At 71.5% G+C, this 16,169-nt stretch carries 12 protein-coding genes; 5 read left to right on the top strand and 7 right to left on the bottom strand.

Annotated elements, in window-relative coordinates:
* Nucleotides 1-214 precede the first annotated feature (214 nt).
* Complete coding sequence (locus tag NJ376_RS02130) at nt 215-4,849, top strand: beta strand repeat-containing protein (RefSeq protein WP_252951562.1); 4,635 nt, start codon at nt 215-217, stop codon at nt 4,847-4,849.
* Here the strand turns inward: NJ376_RS02130 and NJ376_RS02135 are convergent, their stop codons facing one another.
* The 5 genes from NJ376_RS02135 to NJ376_RS02155 all read right to left on the bottom strand — a co-directional run bounded on the left by NJ376_RS02135 (nt 4,850) and on the right by NJ376_RS02155 (nt 9,926).
* A complete protein-coding gene (locus NJ376_RS02135; RefSeq protein ID WP_252951563.1) occupies nt 4,850-5,953 on the bottom strand; it encodes a glycosyltransferase in 1,104 nt (367 codons plus the stop codon).
* Nucleotides 5,950-7,095 (bottom strand): glycosyltransferase family 4 protein, encoded by a 1,146-nt coding sequence (locus NJ376_RS02140; protein WP_252951564.1) that lies wholly within the window; start codon nt 7,093-7,095, stop codon nt 5,950-5,952. The genes NJ376_RS02135 and NJ376_RS02140 overlap by 4 nt, the downstream gene beginning before the upstream one ends.
* Nucleotides 7,092-8,147 (bottom strand): GNAT family N-acetyltransferase, encoded by a 1,056-nt coding sequence (locus tag NJ376_RS02145; RefSeq protein WP_252951565.1) that lies wholly within the window; start codon nt 8,145-8,147, stop codon nt 7,092-7,094. The genes NJ376_RS02140 and NJ376_RS02145 overlap by 4 nt, the downstream gene beginning before the upstream one ends.
* A gap of 36 nt (nt 8,148-8,183) precedes the next feature.
* A complete protein-coding gene (locus tag NJ376_RS02150; RefSeq protein ID WP_252951566.1) occupies nt 8,184-8,723 on the bottom strand; it encodes a PEP-CTERM sorting domain-containing protein in 540 nt (179 codons plus the stop codon).
* Between the two features lie 117 nt (nt 8,724-8,840).
* Complete coding sequence (locus NJ376_RS02155; protein ID WP_252951567.1) at nt 8,841-9,926, bottom strand: alpha/beta hydrolase family protein; 1,086 nt, start codon at nt 9,924-9,926, stop codon at nt 8,841-8,843.
* 141 nt (nt 9,927-10,067) lie between these two features.
* Between NJ376_RS02155 and NJ376_RS02160 the strand changes: the two genes are divergently transcribed.
* Together NJ376_RS02160 and NJ376_RS02165 are read left to right on the top strand one after the other, a co-directional pair.
* Nucleotides 10,068-10,652: a chromate transporter gene (locus NJ376_RS02160; RefSeq protein WP_252951568.1), complete on the top strand. Its 585-nt coding sequence runs from the start codon at nt 10,068-10,070 to the stop codon at nt 10,650-10,652.
* Nucleotides 10,649-11,173, top strand: a complete 525-nt coding sequence (locus tag NJ376_RS02165; RefSeq protein WP_252951569.1) for a chromate transporter — start codon at nt 10,649-10,651, stop codon at nt 11,171-11,173. The genes NJ376_RS02160 and NJ376_RS02165 overlap by 4 nt, the downstream gene beginning before the upstream one ends.
* Nucleotides 11,174-11,407: 234 nt before the next feature.
* On the opposite strand, the gene NJ376_RS02170 is transcribed toward NJ376_RS02165, so the two are convergent.
* Complete coding sequence (locus NJ376_RS02170) at nt 11,408-12,022, bottom strand: HAD family hydrolase (RefSeq protein WP_252951570.1); 615 nt, start codon at nt 12,020-12,022, stop codon at nt 11,408-11,410.
* Entirely contained in the window at nt 12,022-13,035 is a 1,014-nt protein-coding gene (locus NJ376_RS02175) for a TauD/TfdA dioxygenase family protein (protein ID WP_252951571.1), read from the bottom strand. The genes NJ376_RS02170 and NJ376_RS02175 overlap by 1 nt, the downstream gene beginning before the upstream one ends.
* Before the next feature lie 140 nt (nt 13,036-13,175).
* Here NJ376_RS02175 and NJ376_RS02180 point away from each other — a divergent pair, with 140 nt between their 5' ends.
* Entirely contained in the window at nt 13,176-14,678 is a 1,503-nt protein-coding gene (locus NJ376_RS02180) for a flavin-containing monooxygenase (RefSeq protein WP_252951573.1), read from the top strand.
* Nucleotides 14,679-14,978: 300 nt separating this feature from the next.
* Nucleotides 14,979-16,169, top strand: coding sequence for an efflux RND transporter periplasmic adaptor subunit (locus tag NJ376_RS02185; RefSeq protein WP_252951574.1), 1,191 nt, complete (start codon nt 14,979-14,981; stop codon nt 16,167-16,169).

Genomic DNA, 16,169 nt, shown 5'->3' on the forward strand with positions numbered 1-16,169 from the left:
GGACGTGACCGGTTCAGCCCGTTTCCCCAACCAGCACTAAGCGGCGTGCCGGCCAGCGTCAACGCGCCAGTCGCCGGCCTGGGCCGTCAGGCCGCAGGATACCGGCCAGGATGCCAGGATGCACCGAGGTGGCGTCTTTACCTTGGGTCAATAAACACCTGCGATTTTTGAGACAGGGATCAAAAACCTTGTGCCCCTCAGCCGGAGATCCTCAATGAGCGGGACCAGCCTCGTCGCCCCGACGACCTCCATGATCGGCCATTTCGTGCTGGAGAATGCCGGGGCGGGTCCGCTCGGCGCCGGCATCGCCACCCTCGGCCAGCTCTTCGCCGCGGGGGAGGTGCCGGCCGGTGCCACGCTGCTGGCCCGGATCGGCGACAGCCTGGTGCCGGTGCAGCTCGACGTGAAGACCACCTGGCCGGACGGTTCGGCGAGGATGGCGGTCCTCAGCCTGGCGCGGCCGGAGCTCGCGGCAGGCCAGTCGGTCGAGGTGACGCTCGGCCTCGGCACTGCGGCGGCCGCCCCGGCGCTCGACCTCGCCAGCGCGCTGGCGGGCCACAGCTTCGCCCTGGACTTCGCCATGGCGGATGGCAGCACCTGGCATGTGGACGCGCTGGCGGCGCTGCAGCAGGCCATCGCCCAGGGCAAGGCAAGCTTCTGGCAATCCGGCCCCCTGGCCACGGAAGCCCGCGTGGAGATCGATCTGCCCGGCTCCCTGCGCCTTGTCCTCGACATCACCGCCTATAAGGGGGGCGGCTACGCCGTCTCGGCCCAGTTCAACAATGACGGGGCGATGCAGGCGAGCGGCGGCCGGGTGCAGTACGGCGTCACCGCCACCATGGACGGGCGGCAGGTGCTGGCGGAAACGCTGGACCAGGGCCAGTACCAGAACTGGCATCGGGACTTCTCCTCCACCGGCCTCGATGGCGGCCAGGGGCTGGGCAGCGCCGATGCCGGCTGGCTGAACATCCGCCAGGATGTGGCGAAGCTCTCCGCCCTCGGCGCCATCGCCGACTACGACCTCTCCATCGCGGTGCCGGAGGCGAAGCTCGCCGCCTATGCCGTGGCGACGGCGACGGATGGCTGGGGCGATCCGCTCGCGACCAACGGCGTCACCACCTACATGCCGATGACCGGCGCCCGGGCGGATATCGGCTTCACCACCCAGGCCAACACCGCCTGGCTGCTGAGCCAGGATGCGCGCGCCGCCAACTATGCGCTGGGCCAGGCCGAGGCCGCCAGCGCGGTGCCCTGGCATTTCTGGGACACGGCGCACGGCACCTGGCTGAACACGGGCGATTATGCGCGCCTCTGGCTCGACGGCCGCGGCGGCACCGGCCGGCCGGGGGATGCCACTTCCGGCGGCCTGACCCAGCAGGTGGACAAGCTGACCGGCTGGACCACGGACACCGCCCATCAGCCGGACCTCTCCTATGTCCCCTACCTGCTGACCGGGGAACGCTGGATCCTCGACAACCTCCTTGCCCAGGCGGCCTGGAGCGTCATGGGCATCTGGCCGGCGCAGCGGGTGGGCGAGGCCATCGTGGTGAACAACGTCCAGGTGCGCACCGCCGCCTGGTCCCTCCGGCAGATCGACGAGGCCGCCTTCACGGCGCCAGACGGCAGTGCAGAAAAGGCCTATTTTACCCAGGTCTCCCAGGAGAACTGGGCTTGGCTGGTCAGCCAGATCCCCGTCTGGACCGCCCAGCAGGGCGAGGCCCATGGCTGGCTGCCGGGCGCCTACGGCACCCCCGGCGCCATCGCGCCCTGGCAGCAGGACTACTTCGCCTCCACCGCCATCGCCGCCGCCGCCCGCGGCAATGCGGATGCGCTCACCTTCCTCGACTGGATGTCGAACTTCCTGATCGGCCGCTTCCAGGCGGAGGCGCAGGGCTTCAACCCGCATGACGGCATCGCCTACAATTTGGCGGTCAGCGACCCGGCGACCGGTCGGGTGTTCCAGAGTTGGGCGGAGATCGGGGCGGCGACCAGCGCCCGCGGCCTGTCCAACGGCGATGGCTGGTCCCAGAGCAATGGCGATTATGGCCGCCTCGGCCTCGCCACCCTGGCCGGCATCTGGCACCTGACGGGCAACCCGGCGGCGCGCAAGGCCTACCACGCCCTGCTGATGGAGCTGCCGCCCGGCACCACCGAGGCCAGCCTCGCCGCCGCCCTCGACCACCTCGTCACCATCCCCGACATCCTGTCCGGCGACGATGTGATGACGCCGGCCACAACGCTGAACTACGTCGCCATCGACCTCGAGACCGGGGCCGACCTGCTGCGCCTGGCGAACGGCACCAATACCCTCAGCGTCGCCAACACGGAAACCATCCTGGGCGGCACCGGCAGTGACCGGGTGACCCTCACCACCCTGGCCGATGATGTGCTGGTCGATCTCGGCGCCGGCGCCGATGCGCTGGTGCTGGCGGGCGGCGGCGCCAACCGCCTGGCCGTGGCAGGCGTGGAAACGGTCACCGGCGGCAATGGCGATGATGCGGTGCGGCTCCTCACCCCGTTCGCCGGCGGCAGCATCGCCCTGGGCGAGGGCCAGGACCGGCTTACCCTGGCCGATGGCGGCAACAGCCTCACCGTCTCCGGCGTCGAGACCCTGGCCGGCGGCAGCAGCGCCGACAACGTCACCATCTCCGGCGCCGCGACCGGCATGGTCGATCTCGGCGCCGGCGCCGACCGGCTGGTGCTCGGCAATGCCGGCAGCAGCGCGACCATCGCCAATGTCGAGACGCTGGCCGGTGGCAACGGCGCCGACATCATCCAGCTTGGCGACGGCATGCAGGATGCCGTCATCGACCTGGGCGCCGGCGCCGACCGTCTGACCCTGGCTGCCGCCGGTGGCCGGGTGCGCGTGGCCAATGTCGAGACCATCCTGGGCGGCGCCGGGAACGACGAGGTGCTGTTCACCGCCCGCGGCAGCCAGCTCGTCATCGACCTCGGCGACGGCCGCGACCGTCTGACCCTGGCCGATGGCGGCAACGGCGCCACCGTGAGCGGTGCCGAGACCATCCTCGGTGGCAGCGGCGCGGACACCGTCACCCTCGGCAGCGCCCTGCCGGACGGGGCGATCGACCTCGGCGCCGGCAACGACCGGCTGATCCTGGCCGCCGGCACCAACCGCCTGTTGCTGAGCAACGTGGAGACGGTGACGGGCGGCGAGGGCGATGACAGCCTGACCTTCGCCACCGCCCTCGCCGGCCCCACCATCGCGCTGGGTGGCGGCAATGACCGGGTCGTGCTGGCCGATGGCGGCAACACCGCCACCCTTTCCGGCGTCGAGACGGTGATCGGTGGGGCGGGGGGCGATGTCCTGAAGCTCTCCGGCGCCGGGCTGCGCATCGAGCTCGGCGCCGGCCGCGACTGGCTGACCTTCACCGCCGCCAGCAGCGCGCTGGTCTCGGGAGCGGAGACGATCACCGGCAGCGGCGGCGCCGATGCCGTCACCCTCTCCGGCGCGATGGACGGGGTGGTGGATCTGGGCAACGGCAATGACTGGCTGGCGCTGGGCAATGGCGGCAACCGGCTGACGGTGAGCCGGGCGGAAACCATCCTCGGCGGCACGGGGGACGATGCCGTCATCCTCGGCACCGCCCTGGTCAACGGCGTCATCGACCTCGGCGACGGCAACGACCGGCTGGAACTGCTCACCAGCAGCAGCGTGCTGTCGGTGAGCCATGTCGAGACCCTCATCGGCAGCGCCGGGAACGAGACGGTCACCCTCGGCAGCGCCATCCAGGGCGGGGTCATCGACCTCGGCGCCGGCAGCGACCGGCTGACCCTGAGCAGCGCGGGCGTCAACCGGCTGACGGTGAGCGGGGTGGAAGCCCTGCTCGGCGGCACCACGGTGGACTACGTGACCCTCGGCGCGCCGGTGAGCGCCATGACCGTCGATCTCGGCGAGGGGATGGACCGGCTGGTCATGTCCAGCCAGGGGAACAACCGCGCCACCCTCGCCAATGTGGAGTTCATCACCGGCGGCGCCGGGGACGACACCGTCACCCTGACCACCGGCCTGCCGGTCTACTCGATGATCGACCTGGGCGGCGGCTACGACAAGCTGCAGCTCGCCAATGCCGACAACAGCGCCACGATCGCCAATGTCGAATGGCTCCTCGGCGGCAGGGGGGCGGATGTGATCAAGCTCGGCGCGCCGGTCATGGGCGTGCTGGTCGATCTCGGCGCCGGGGCGGACCGGCTGACCCTGGCCAACGGCACCAACAACCTCACCGTGCTAAACGCCGAGACCATCCTGGGCGGCACCGGCAACGACACGGTGATGCTGAACACCGCCCAGACCGATGGCGTCATCGACCTTGGCGCGGGCTATGACCGGCTGGTGCTGGGCGGCGGCAGGACCAGCCTGACGCTGAGCCATGTGGAGCTGGTGGTGGGCAGCGCCAGCAACGACATCCTGACCGTGCTGGGCGACACCCCCATCGCCATGTCCGGCAACGGCTCCGCCGATACGCTGATCGGCGGCGGCCGGGCGGATACGCTGAATGGCGGCGCGGGGGCTGATTACCTGACCGGCGGCGCGGGCGCGGACCACTTCGTCTATGCCGCGGCCAGCGAGTCCGGCCTCTACGCGGCCGACCGCATCACCGACTTCACCCCGGGCCAGGATCTGCTGGAGTTCAGCCTGCTGCTGCAGGACAGCTTCACCTGGCGCGGCGCCGCCGCCTTCGGCCGCAGTGGCGGCACGGAGGCGCGCTTCGTCGACGCCACCCAGCAATTGCAGATCGACCTGAACGGCGACGGCGCGGCCGATATGGCGATCGTGCTGCAGGGGGTGACCGCGGCGTCCCTTTCCGCCCGGGATTTCCTCTGGAGCTGATCAGCGGTGCAGCAGGCGCTCGATCAGCCCGGCATAGGCCTGGTACATCACCTCCTGGTCGTAGTCGCGCTCTGCCTTGGCGCGGTTCGCGGCGCCCAGCCGGGCGCGCAGCGCGGCATCTGCCAGCAGGGGGCGGAGGGCGGCGGCCAGCGCCGCATCCTCGCGCGCGGCCAGGTGCGGCAGATTCTCCGGCGCCAGCATGGCGCGCAGATCGCCCACCTCGGTCGCCGCCACGGGCAGGCCGCTCGCCATCGCCTCCATGACGGAGAAGGGCATCTGCTCCGTGTCGGAGGAGAGGGCGAGGAGATCCATGGCGCCATAGGCCGGGGCGGGATCCACCCAATGGCCGAGGAAGGCGGTGCAGCCGCCCAGGCCGAGCTGCGCCGTCAGCGCCTTCAGGGCCGGGCGTTCCGGCCCGTCGCCGAGGATGGCGAGGCGGGCGGCGATCCCCTCCGCCCGCAGCAGGGCGACGGCGCGCAGCAGCCGGGCGATGTTCTTCTCCGGCCGCAGCGCGGCAACGGTGCCGATCACCGGCCCCTCCCCCGGCACCGCCAGCGGTCGCGTCAGGCCGCCGGGGCGGAAGCGGCCGAGGTCGAGCCCGTTCGGGATGTGGTGCAGCCGCGCCTCGGGCAACTGCCAGCCCTCCCGCGCCGCGCGCAGCAGCACCGTGGAGGGCATCGCCACCTCCGACCAGCGCAGCGCGAGGCGCCGGGCCAGCATGCGGCGCGGCTTCTGCCCGGCCGCCTCATCCGGGCCGAAGCCGTCCTCGGTGTGCAGGTGCGGCAGCCGGGGCGGCAGGAGGTTGGCGATGGCGTATTCGATGGCGCCCCAATTGCTCGTCACCAGCAGGGCCGGGCGCAATTCCCGGAACAGGCGGCGGATCGCCGCCAGCCGCGCCAGCGGCGAGGCCCCGCGCGGCGGCGCCGGTACCAGCGTATAGGGCACCTCCGGCGCCAGCCGCTCGGTGCAGGCGGTGTTGCCGTCCAGCGCCAGGATGGCGTGGCGCCAGCGCGGGCCGAAGCGGTTGGCCAGCGCGGCGAAGCGCACCTGCGCGCCCCCCACCCCGAAGCCCGGGAAGACATGCAGCAGCAGGGGCGCGGTCATGGCCGGGCGCGACGCTCCCGCTCCGCCTGGAACAGCGCCGCGACGCGGCGCGCATTGCCGGCCCAGGTCAGGTCCCGCGCCACCACCTCCGCCCGTGCCGCCGCCCCTAGCCGGGCGCGCAGCGCCGGGTCGCGCGCCAGCCGCTCCACCGCCGCCCACATGGCGCCGGGCGCCGCGGGGTCGAAGAGCAGGGCGGTCTCCCCATCCCGCAGCACCTCCCGGATGTTCGGCTGGTCCGGCGCGACGATGGCGCGGCCGGCGGCCATGTATTCGAAAACCTTGAGCGGCGAGGCATAGGCGACGGAAGCCGGCTGCAGGGCGATGTCGAAGCCGGCGACGAGGCCGGGAATCGCCTCCCGCCCGGCGAGGCCGGTGAAGCGCACGCGGTCGGCGATACCCAGCTCGGCGGCCAGTGCCTCCAGCCCGGGGCGCGCCGGCCCCTCCCCCACGACCAGCAGCTCCAGGGGCATGTCGCCCTGGAAGCCGGCGATCGCCCGCACCACCGCATCCAGCCCATGCCATTCCCGCACGAAGCCGACGAAGCCGAGGGTGACGGCCGGCTTCGGCGCCGGCGGGGCGGGGTCCGGGAATTCCGCCAGATCGATGCCATTCGGCACCACCAGGATGCGCTCCGGCGCCACCCCCGCCGCGCGGAGATGGCCGGCGAGCACCTCGGTCACCGGCAGGGCACGGTCCGCGGCGCGCCAGACGAAGCGCTCCGTCCAGCGGGCCAGGGCGCCGAGGGCGAGGCCGCCGAACCGGGCGCGCTCCTCCGCCAGCGGGGCGTTCACCTCCACCAGGAAGGGCAGCTTCAGCCGCCGGGCCAGCAGGGCGCCGGAGAGGAAGAAGAGGTTGTAGCGCTCATAGATCGCCTCCGGACGGAAGGCGTGGGCAGCGCGGGCGAGGCGGAGATAGGCCGGGAAGGAATAGGCCAGCTCCGCCAGTTCGGCGGCGAAGCGGGGCAGCAAGCGGCGGACCAGGGCGGTCAGCCGGCTCTCCCCGCCGAAGCCGGCCTCCTCATAGGCGGAGGGGCCGACGACCAGCACCTCATGCCCCTCGGCGCGCAGCGCGGCCACCAGGCTGTCCAGGTGCACGCTCATCCCGTCCCGCGACTGGATGCGGTGGCTGTAGAGGATCCTCATGCGGCGTCCCGTGCCGGGGCGCGGCCGAGGGCGGCGCGCAGCCGGCCGGCGGCATGCCGGGCCAGCGCCAGGGCGCCCGCCGGGTGCCAGGGATCCACCAGCAGCACGCCCATGCGCTGCCGCCGCCGCCCGACCCAGAGCCGCTTGTAGCCATCATCGCCGCGGCCGAAATCCAGGGCCCGCACGCCATCCTCCTCGATCAGCCGCCGGATCATCAGCGCGGTCAGCACGGTGCCAGGGGATGCGGCGCGTGCCGCCTCCAGGTGGAACAGCTTCGGGACCACGGCGCACCCCCGGTGCAGCACCCAATACTGCGCCGCGAGCGGCCTGTCGTCCCTGTTCCGCAACAGGCCGAGCCGGAGTGCCCCGGTCGGGGCCAGGGCGCGCATCAGCGCCGCGTCGAAATGCGGGGCGGGCTCGGCGGGCTTCCAGCTTCCGGCGCGGACGGCCGCGAAATCGGCGATCCCCGCCTCCAGCGCCGGGCCGGGGGCGGCGAGGCATTCGAAGCGGAATTCCCGCCCGGCCCGGGCCAGCTTGCGGGCGACGGTGTTGCGATGCGCCGGCGGCCGGGCGGCGAGATAGGCGGCCCAGCCCATGCCCTCCGGCAGCACCTCCCGCCAATTGCCGAAATGCCGGAAGTGCAGCGGGATCAGCCCGCCCGCCCGCAACCCGGCGAGGAGCGGGGGGAGGCGCGGATCGTCTTCCGCCAAAGCCTCCAGCCTGGTCGGCGGGCGGCGGCGCAGCAGCGGGGCCAGGGCGCGGCCGGCCTCGGCCAGGGCGGCGGGATCCGTGCCGGGCAGGACCAGGGGATGCCAGCCCAGGCTGTAATCGGTGGTGAGGCTGGCAAGGGCACCGCCGCGGCGCAGCAGGGGCAGCAGCACCGGGCCCGCCATGGCCGCGACCGGCGCCGCGCCCGGCGGCAGGGCCTGGGCCAGGGTCGTCTCGTACCAGAGGCGGCCGCCCAGCGGGTCCTGCACGGCGTCGAGCCAGGGGGCGGACCAGGCAGGCAGGGCGCCGCAGGGCCAGTCCTGCAAGGCGGCAGTGGCGGGCATCGACTCTCCCTGCGGCGCCGGGCCGGCGCCGCGCCCCTATACCAGCCCGGCGCGGGGGCGGCTCCGGCGCAGGGCGAGGAGGCCGAGCAGCCCGGCGCCGAGCAGCAGCAGCGCCCCCGGCTCCGGCACCGCGGCGAAGCTGAGGGTGACGGTATCGCCCGGCTCGAAATGCTGGCCGGCCCAGTCGATGAAGAGCATGTCGCCCTGCAGAAAGGCCGCCACCACCTGCCCGGCCGAGGCGACGATGGAGAGGATCCGGCCGAACCCCTCACCGGCGAGCAGGGTGAGGCCGAGGCCGTTGAAGGGCGCCGCCGCGTAATCCACCAGCGTCCCGGCGGTCAGCACCAGGGTGGAGGCACCGACATCGATGGCGGTGGTGACATTGCCATCCACCGTCAGCAGCGCCTCCACCCCCTCTCCCGTGGTGAAGGGGCCGGGGGAGAGGCTGGCGTCGCCATAGGGCGTGGCGGTGCCGCCGTAGAAATAGGCGCCCTGCATCACGCTGCCGACCAGGCTGGCCCGGGCCGGCAGGGGCAGCAGGGCGAAGCCGAGAAGGAGGAGAAGGAGGCGCGGCATGCGGAGGCTCCGGCTGGCGAAGTCTCTTTTATGATACGTTCCTTGGTCTCAACAAAGTATCGTTTTATCTCACGCTGAGGCAAGGCCGCCCGCCCCCGTCGCAGATGGCGGGACGGGCTATCGCCACAGCCCCTTGGCCGCCAGCCAGTCCTGGACCAGCGCCGCCACCTCGTCGCTGTTGCGGTCCATCATGATCATGTGGCTGTTGCCGCGTATGCCGCGCTCCGGCAGGTCCACCCAGTCCACCGTGCCGCCGGCGGCCCGCACCGCCTCGGCGAAGCGGAGCCCGTTGCCGCGGATGGCGGGCCAGCGGGCATCGGTGGCGATGTAGTCGCCATAGATCATCAGGATGGGGATGTCCTTCAGCGCCGCCACCTTGGCCGGGTCCCCCACCGCCGCGGGCTCCACCAGCACCAGCGCCTTCACCTTCTCCGGCCGCTCCTGCGCCGCGCGCCAGCCGAATTGCCCGGCCTGGCTGTGCACCATGACGACGCTCGGCCCGACGCGGTCGAGCAGGGCGAGATAGGCTTCGAGCGTCAGCGCATCCGTCGTGGTGAAGCGCGGCACGTTCTGCCGGACGAAATTGCGGTAGCTCTCGGGGTCGGTGGGGAAGAGCACGCCGGGATTGGTGCTCTGCCGGGCGAAGCTGCCAGGGCCATCGCCGATGCGGAAGCGCTCCCACGGGTTGTCCATGGGCAGCACCACGGGGGTGCCGCCGGTCTGCTCCGGGATCATGCCCCAGCCGGCGCGGCCGCGCTCCACCGCATCCGAGACATAGACGGGCCAGCCGCGGCGGAGGAAGAAATGCTGCCAGCCCTCGCGGCCATCCGGCGTGGTCTCCCAGGTGACGCCGGTGAGGCCGCCGCCATGCCACATCAGCAGCGGGAAACCGCCGCGGGGATTGGCCGGGATCATGTACTGGGCATACATCCCGCCCATCAGGTAGGTGCCGTTCGGATCCACCTTCGCGGGGACGCCGCCGGGGGTGAAGGTCACTTCCCGCGCCGGCTGGCCGCTGATGACGGCCTCCCGCCCGCCGACATGGAAGCTGCCCCAGCGGTCCAGCGCCACCGGCTCCGCCCGCGCCGCGCCGCTCATCGCCAGCAGCCCCGCCAGGAGGAGCCCGGCGCCGCGGCGCCCCGCTGCGGGATGCCCTGCCGCACGCCGCCCCAGCCAGGGGCGCGCCCCGAGACGCCCGCGCATGCCATGTTCCCTCCCGCCTGGTGGCCGGTCCGATCATGCCGGGGGATGCGGGCGGGCGCCAAGGGGCGGCCGGCCGGGGAGCCGGGCTTTTCCCCGCCGCCGATCCGGGCCAGCATGGCGGCCCACCCGGAGACCTGCCCCTTGTCCGACGCCCCGCCGGCGCTGACCCATCCCACCCCTGGCGCGCTTTTCTTCGGCTATCTGAAGATCGGCCTGTTCGGCTTCGGCGGCGTCGCCGCCTGGGCCCGCCGCGTCATCGTGGAGGAGCGGCGCTGGCTGACGGAGCGGGACTATGCCGAGATCCTCGGTATGGGGCAGATCCTGCCCGGGCCGAATGTGGGCAATGCGGCGGTGATGATCGGGCGGCGCTTCCACGGGCTGGCGGGGGCGCTGCTGGCCACCGCCGGGCTCTACTTCGCGCCGCTCATCATCCTGATCGGCCTCTGCCTCTTCTATGACCGCTACGGCCAGCTGCCCGCCGTGGCGCCGGTGATGAACGGCATCGCCGCGGGGGCGGCCGGCATGGTGATCGGCACCGCGCTGAAGATGACGGGCAAGCTGAAACTCTCCGTGGAGGCGCTGGCGGTGCTGCTGCTGGCCGCCATCGCGGCCTTCGTCTTCCGCCTGCCCCTGCCGCTGATCGTGGTGCTGCTGGCGCCGGTCTCCATCGCCTTCTCCCTGTGGCGGGCGGGGCTGCTGGGCGGGGCGAAGGGGGCGGCGCGATGACCCTGGTGCTGCAGATCCTGCTGACCTTCTCCATCCTCTCCCTGGTGGCGGTGGGCGGCGCCAATGCCGTGCTGCCGGAGATGCACCGCCAGCTGGTCGAGCTGCGGGGGTGGATGGATGACGCCACCTTCTCCCAGCTCTACGCCCTGGCCCAGGCGGCGCCCGGGCCGAACATCCTGGTGGCCAGCGTGATGGGCTGGCAGGTGGCCGGCGTGTCCGGCATGGCGGCGGCGACGCTCGGCATGCTGGTGCCGGCGGCGGTGCTGGCCTGGGGCATGGCCGGGCTGGCCTGGCGGCTGCGCGGCGCGCCCTGGCTGAAGCCGGCCCAGGGCGGGCTGGTGCCGGTGGCGATCGGGCTGATCCTGGCGGCGGGGCTGACCATGGCCCAGGCCTCCTACAGCCATGGGCTGTGGCCGCTGCTGGTGGTGGCGGTGTCCACGATCTTCGTCTGGCGGACGGATTACAACCCCCTCTGGGTGCTGGCCGGGGGCGGGGTGCTGGGGGCGGTACTGCTGCAATAGGGGCCGGCTAGAGCAATATCCGATCAGGTGGAATCACCTGTTCGGCTCTCTTGCTCTAGAAAGTACAACAGCTAGAGCAGTTTATCTCCGACCTGATGGAGCACGCGGTGATCCATCAGGTCGGAGGCTGCTCTAGAGCGTTTTCGGTTCATATGCGTTCACCGAAAGCGCTCTACGCCTTCGTATGCAGAGCAGATTCACGCCTTCAGGCGATGCGCCCTACAGCGATCTGCTTTACCCCGCCAGCACTCCCAGCCCCACCAGCTCCAACCGCAGCGCCTCCGGCGTGGTGAAATGCACGCCATGCATCCCGAGCGCGCTCGCCGCCGCCGCATTGCGCGGCTTGTCGTCGATGAAGACCGTCTCCGCCGCCGCCAGCCCGAAGCGCTCCAGCAGCAGCCGGTAGATGCGTGGGTCGGGCTTCACGATCCTCTCCGTGCCGCTGACCACCACGCCACGGAACCACGCCATGAAATCGAAGCGCTCCAGCGCCACGGGGTAGGTTTCCGCCGACCAATTGGTCAGGCCGTAGAGCGGCGTGCCCTGGGCATGCAGCTCCGCCAGCACGGCGACCGTCCCCTCGATCGGGCCGGCGATCATCTCCGGCCAGCGCAGGTGGTAGGCATCGATCAGCGCCGCCTTCTCCGGATGCTGCGCCTTCAGCAGCGCCGTGGCCTCCGCCCAGCTGCGCCCGGCATCCTGCGCCAGGTTCCACTCCCCGGTGCACACCTCTGCCAGGAAGCGCTCCATCCCCGGCGCGTCGCCGGGGAAGAGCTTGCGGTAGAGGTGGCGCGGGTCCCAGTCGATCAGCACCCCGCCCAGGTCGAAGACGACGTTCCTCGGCGGCATCACTCCGCCGCCACGAGCCAGCTCTTCGCCTCCCCGGCATAGAGCGCGCCCGGATTGCCGCTGACCGTGGTGCGCCACATCACCCGCGCCTCATGCTCGGCATCGAACCAGGTGGCGGCGTGCAGGGTGCAGCGATTGTCCCAGATGACGAGGTCGCCCGGCGTCCATTCATGGACATAGACGAAGCGCTCCTGCGTGCAGTGGGCCATCAGCGCCTCCAGCAGCTTCGCGCCCTCGCCATGCGGCCCCGGCTCCATGCCGAAGATGGGGCCTTCCAGCCAATCCATCTGCCCGTATTCGCACATATAGAGGGCGCGCTTGCCGGTGACCGGATGCTCCCGCACCAGGGGCTGGCGCTGCGGCAACTGGCTCGGCTTCAGCGCCGGGGCGGGGGTGCCGGCCAGCACCGCCTCCCGCCGCCGCCCGAGCCCGCCGCTGATATGCAGCCCGTCCAGCCCCTCGATCCGCGCCTTCATCTCGGGCGAGAGCGCCTCATAGGCCGCGGTGGCATCGGCGAAGAGGGTCTGGCCCTGGCCGCGCGGCACCGTCCGCACGCCGAGGAAGAGCGAGACATCGGGCGGCGGGCGGCGGTAGCTCTGGTCGCTGTGCCAGCCGCGGCGCTGCGGGAATTGCACCGGGAACTTCCCCTCCGCAGTCAGCGGCGGGTCCGGCATCGCGGGCGGCGTGCGGCAGACCGGCGGGATGTTGGAGACGACGAAGATCTCCGGCACCTCCGGGTGGATCATGTTCGGCGCCATGCCGGTTTCGCGGTAATTCTCCACCTCCGGGCCGAAAAGGCGGCTGAGGCGGAGCAGCAGCTCCGGCGCTTCCGCCATGCCGCCCATGCCAGGGATCAGCAGCACCCCGCCGCATTCCGCCAGCGCGGCGGGCAGCGCGCCGGGCGTCGCCTCCGCCGCCGCAACGAACTCCGCCGCGCCTGCGCCCGCAAGGGTCACGGTCCCGCCGAACCCGCCCGCCGTCAGGCCCCGCGCCAGGGTGAAGCCGCCGTCCATCGCCCGCTCCTTCGTCGCTACCCGCGTAGCGTAATCCCGCCCCGCCACCCCGGTCACCAGGGGGTGAAGGGAGTTTTGCCTCGCCCCACCCGTCCCTTCATGTCAGGCTGGCTGCCACAACCGCGCAGAAGACGGAGACAATGTCCGAGATATCCCCGCTCGCCCGCCCCCGCCCCGCCAAGGTCGAACATGTCGACGTACTGATTGTCGGCGCCGGCATTTCCGGCGTCGGCGCCGCCTATCACCTCACTACCCAGCGCCCCGGCACCAGCTTCGTGGTGCTGGAGCGGGAGGAGACCTTCGGCGGCACCTGGTGGACGCACAAATACCCCGGCATCCGTTCCGATTCCGACCTGCATACCTTCGGCTACCGGTTCAAGCCCTGGGTCGGCCCGCCCATCGCCACGGCGGAGGAGATCCGCAGCTACATGGGCGAGGTGATCGAGGAGAACGGCCTCACCCCACATATCCGCTACCAGCACCGCATCGACCATGCGAGCTGGTCCAGCGAGACCAATCTCTGGACCATCGACGCGACGCGGACCGATACCGGGGAGGCGGTCTGCTTCACCGCCAACTTCCTCTACATGTGCCAGGGCTATTACCGGCACAATCGCGGCTACATGCCGCAATGGCCCGGCATGGACGCCTTCAAGGGCCAGATCGTCCATTCCGAGGAATGGCCGGAAGGGCTGGACTATGCCGGCAAGCGCGTGGTCGTCATCGGCTCCGGCGCCTCCGCCGCCACCATGGTGCCGGCCATGGCCGGGCGCGCCGCGCATGTGACGATGCTGCAGCGCACCCCCACCTATTTCCGCACCGGGCGCAACGCCATCGAGATCGCCGAGGAGCTGCGCGCGCTCGGGATCCAGGAGGAATGGATCCACGAGATCACCCGCCGCAAGATCCTCTACGAACAGGCCAAGTTCACCGAACGCTGCTTCACCGAGCCCGACAAGGTGAAGGCGGAGATGCTGGGCAATCTGCGCAACATCCTCGGCCCGGACTACGACATCGGCACGCATTTCACGCCGAGCTACCGGCCCTGGCGCCAGCGCATCGCCTTCGTCCCCGACGCCGACCTGTTCCAGGCAGTGGCGAAGGGCGATGCCTCCGTCGTCACCGACGAGATCGAATCCTTCGACGCCACCGGCATCCAGCTCAAATCCGGCGGGCATCTGGAGGCGGACCTGATCGTCGCCGCCACCGGCTTCGACCTGAACGTGCTGGGCGACATCGCCTTCGAGATCGACGGCAAGCCGCTCGCCTTCCATGAGACGGTGACCTATCGGGGCATGATGTTCACCGGCATCCCCAACATGGTCTGGGTGTTCGGCTATTTCCGCGCGAGCTGGACGCTCAGGGCCGACCTGGTGGGGGATTTCGTCTGCCGCCTGCTGTCGCACATGGAGCAGAAGGGGGCGAAGCGGGTCGAGGTCGCGCTGCGGCCGGAGGACCACAACATGCCGCTGCTGCCATGGATCGACCCGGAGAACTTCAACCCGGGCTACCTGATGCGCGGCCTGCACCTGCTGCCGAAGCGCGGCGACAAGCCGGAATGGCAGCACAACCAGGATTACTGGGCGGAGAAGGACGCCTTCCCGGCCATCGATCTGGAGGATGCCGCCTTCCGCTACGCATGACGACATTGCGAATATAATTGCAACAGGCCTTGCCCGCTTGCGCGGGCAGGGCCAAATCACGACGCCAGAGGCTTATCGGCCGGGAATGCCTCGCACCCCTGCCGTCCTGGGCAGCCTCAGCCGGGCCGGAACTATCTCCGTTCCAGCCCGGCTGAGGCTGTTCTGAAATTGAGCCCTGTTTCTAGGGCAGACCCGCCGGTCGATCACGGCCAGCGAGACCTGCCCTGGCCGCCCTCCCGACGCGGCACGGCAGCGGGCGCACCCGCCCGCCGCGCCGCGTCCCCGACCGGAATTGGACGCATGCTGCTGACGCGCTTTCTGCTCCTGCTCATCCTTTTGGCCGGAGGGGGCGCGGCGCAGGCGCAGTTCGGTCCACAGGGCCCGCCCGCCGTCGGCGTCATCACCGCGGAACGCCGGCCGGTCACCGAAAGCACCGAATTCACCGGACGGATCGAGGCGGTGAACCGCGTGGATGTCCGCGCCCGCGTCACCGGCTTCCTGCAGGAACGCCTGTTCCAGGAAGGGCAGGAGGTGACGGCGGGCGACGTGCTCTTCCGCATCGAGAAGCCGCCCTTCGAGGCGCAGCTCGAACAGGCCCGCGCCAATGTCGCCTCCGCCCAGGCAACGCTGGAGAACGCCCGGGTCTCCCTCGCCCGGGCGCGGGAGCTGCGGCAGACCGGCGCCGGCACCCAGGTGAACCTGGACAACGCCCAGGCGCAGGAACGCACGGCCAATGCCCAGCTCCTCGGCGCCCAGGCGGCGGTGCGCGTCGCCGAGATCAATCTCGGCTACACCGACATCATCTCCCCGATCGACGGCAAGATCGGCCGCGCCATCCTGACGCCGGGCAATGTGGTAACGCCCAGCCTGACCGAGCCGCTGGCGACCATCGTCAGCCAGGACCCGATGCGCGTCGCCTTCACCGTCTCCTCCCGCGCCGGGCTCGAGCTGCGCAACCGCTATGAGAGCCGCGGCGGGGTGAACGCCGTGGTGGTCCGCATCCGCCTGACCGATGGCCGGGTCTATCCCCATGCCGGGCGGATCGACTTCATCGACACCCAGGTGGACCGCAACACGGACAGCCTGCTGGTCCGCGCCCTGATCCCCAACCCGAAGCGGACCGGGGTGCAGGCCGGCGCCGGCGACCGGGAACTGATCGACGGGCAGTTCGTCACCGTGGCGGTGGAGGGGGCGGAGCCGGTGCAGGCCATCGTCCTGCCCCGCGCCGCCGTGCTGCAGGACCAGGGCGGCAATTACGTGCTGGTGGTCGGCGAGGGGAACCAGGCGCAGCGCCGCGGCGTCCGCCTGGGCCAGGCGCTGAACGAGAATGTGGTGATCGAGGACGGGCTGCAGGGCGGCGAGACGGTCATCAGCGAGGGGCTGCAGCGGGTGCGGCCGGGCCAGCCGGTCAACCCCAGCCCGGCCGGGGAGCCGCCGCGGCCCGCAGGTGGCGCGCCAGGCGGCGCCCCCGCCGGCGGAAGGCAGGGCTGA

Source organism: Siccirubricoccus soli, from assembly GCF_024178315.1.
In the GTDB taxonomy this organism is placed as follows: Bacteria; Pseudomonadota; Alphaproteobacteria; order Acetobacterales; family Acetobacteraceae; genus Siccirubricoccus; species Siccirubricoccus soli.